At 67.3% G+C, this 2693-nt stretch carries 1 protein-coding gene; it reads left to right on the forward strand.

The window, feature by feature from the left end; genetic code table 11:
- Positions 1-526: 526 nt before the first annotated feature.
- On the forward strand, positions 527-2629 hold the full coding sequence (locus tag ACIPXC_RS34985; protein WP_401626534.1) for a tetratricopeptide repeat protein: 2103 nt from the start codon (positions 527-529) through the stop codon (positions 2627-2629).
- Positions 2630-2693: the final 64 nt, after the last annotated feature.

A 2693-nucleotide genomic window follows, 5' to 3' on the forward strand; every position in this document is an offset into this window, starting at 1 on the left:
GCGGGTACTTCCTCGGCGCAGGCATCGTCTGGGCTCCTCTCATGAGACCCATCTGACCCTCTGTCACCCATCCCCGCATCTCGGGGGAACCTCAGACCGAAGTGCCGCGCGATGCCACTCTGGAAATCGACGCAAGGAGGGGCAATGACACGTTTGGCGCGTTGGCCGGTCACGCTCGGCACGTTCGCATGCTGCCTGTGGATGGCTCGGGCGGCATCGTTCGATTGGTTACCGCACGATGAGAACAACAGGTGGGCGCTGGCGATCGCTTTCGCGAGCGCCGTATCCGGATTGGTCTGTGCCGCCGGAATTTCGCGGGCGGGCTCGCGACCGATCCCAGCCGAGTCGGAACCGGCGGCTGCGGTGAGCGGGCCTGCGCGCACGATCCGTCAGCGAGCTCGTGTTTCTGGACGGTCGCGGTCCAACCAGGTAGCCGGACATCAGTATGCGGGGGCCGTACCGCCGGCCACCGGTGGCGAAGCGAGGGTTGCGGAGAACGTCGACCAGCGGCTCAGAGCGTCGGGTGATGCCGATATCAACCAAGTGGCTGGGGATCAAGTCATCAGGGGAACGCGCGACGATGGCCGGTAAGAACGCACGCCGGTGGCGCAAACAGCGGGCCAGGGCGTCCGGCCACGCCCGGATCAACATGGTTGCCGGTAACCAGTACGTTCTCGCGCCGAGCCGAGGGCCCGAGCCGCAGGTGTCGGTCGGACTGCCGGCCGCCCCGACGCAGCTGTTCGGGCGACATGCGCAGCTCCGGGAAGTGCTGACTCTTCTCGACCCCGAAGAGCAGAGATCCTCGGTGATCGCCATCGCTGCGGTTTCCGGGCTCGCCGGCGTCGGCAAGACTGCTCTGGCCCTCTATGCCGCGCACGAGGCAGTCGCCCGTGGATGGTTCCCCGGAGGTGTCCTCTTCGTGCCGCTCGTCGGTGCTGAACAGGACGGCGAGGTCGGTGCCGACCAGGCACTCGGGGCCGTCCTGCGTGCGCTTGGTGTCAGGGACGACGACCTACCGCCTACCTTCGACGAGCAGGCCGCCCTGTACCAGTCCGAACTGGCCCGGCGGGCCGAGCGTGGCGAGCGCCTCCTCGTGGTGGCTGACAACGCCGCCACCGTGGCACAGGTCCGCCATCTGATTCCGGGTTCCCCGCTGCACCGGCTGCTCGTGACGTCCCGCCGTTCCCTCGTCTCGCCGACGTTCCCCGCCCGTCTGATCGATCTCGCCGAACTGGCCCCCGATCAGGCTGCCGCTTTCATGGCTCATGCCCTTGTGCAGGCCCGCGAGTACGACTCCCGCCCCGTTCGCGAGCGGGCGGCGCTTGCGGAGGTGGCAGAACATTGCGGCTTTTTGCCGCTGGCCCTGCACATCGCCGCAGCGCTCCTCATATCCGACCCTGGCCTGCCTGTCGCGACCCTGGCCGCCGACCTTTCGGACATCCGGACCCGCCTTGCGCTGCTGAGTTGTGAGACGGGAGGCGGTCACTCCCTCGCCGTTCGACCCGCTTTCGACCTCTCCTACAGCTGTCTGAGACAAGACCAGCGGCTTGCGTTCCGGCTCTTCAGCGTCAATCCCGGACCCGACCTGGCCACGGACGGCTTCGCAGCGCTCGCCGGGGTGACCGAGCGCGACGCTCGAGAAGCCCTCTCCGCCTTGACCCGGGCCGGCCTGATGCGTGAGCAGCCGATCGGATCCGGACGCTGGCGTATGCACGACCTGATTCGCCTCTACGCCGATGAGCTTTCCGTCGCGCAGGCCGGGACGGACGACCGCGAGGAAGCCCTGGACCGGCTGCTCAGGCACTACCTCACCGCCACCAAGAGCGCCAACGACCACCTGGGCGTCCAATGCGGCGAGGGGGCTCCAGGCTCCTCCGGAAAGAGCGCACACCTCAGCTGGTTCGTCGACGAACGCTTCAACCTGGTCAGCTCCACCAGGCTCGCGGCCGACACCGGACGGGCCGGACTCGCCGTCGCGCTGGCACTGGGACTCGTGCGGTTCCTCGTACAGCACCGGTACTTCGACGACGCCCTCGCGGCCGGGTCCCACGCCCTTGCGGCAGCCAGGAAATTCGGTGACCGAACCCTTGAGATGGTGGCGTTGGGCACCTTCGGGGAGATCTTGCAGCATGCAAGGCGGTTTGGAGCGGCCGTAGACGCTTACAAGGACTGTCTCGCCATTGCGCGCGAACTCGGCGACCGTCAGTACCAAGGCAGGGCCCTGCTGGGACTGGGGAACGCATTGCGGGGGAAAAGCCGGTACACCAAGGCTGTCGAAGCCCTCAGGCAGGGGCTCGCCCTCTCGCGGGAGATCGAGCAGCGCCATTTGGAGGCCGGGGCCTTGTGTGATCTCGGAGCGGCTCTGAGATCACTGCGCCGGTTCGACGAGGCGATCGAGGTGTGCGAACAGAGCATCGCCGTCTTCCGTGAACTCGACGATCGAAGCGGTGAAGGAGGCGCCTTGGTGGTGTTGGGCGGCGCATTGACGGAGGCGCGGCAGTTCAGCAGAGCCGTCGACGTCGGCAGGGAAGCCGTCGCCATCGCTCGCGTCCTGGGGCGCCGAAGCAGCGAAGCGGGGGCACTGGCCAGTACCAGCTGTGAAGTTCCCCCGCTGTGCGGGAGTGGCTGACTAGCTGGTCATGGCGGGTTGACGTGGTTTCAGGTTCACTTGTTCGGTCGCTGCCTGGTTGGCG

This window comes from Streptomyces sp. NPDC090021 (assembly GCF_044748225.1).
Lineage (GTDB): Bacteria > Actinomycetota > Actinomycetes > Streptomycetales > Streptomycetaceae > Streptomyces.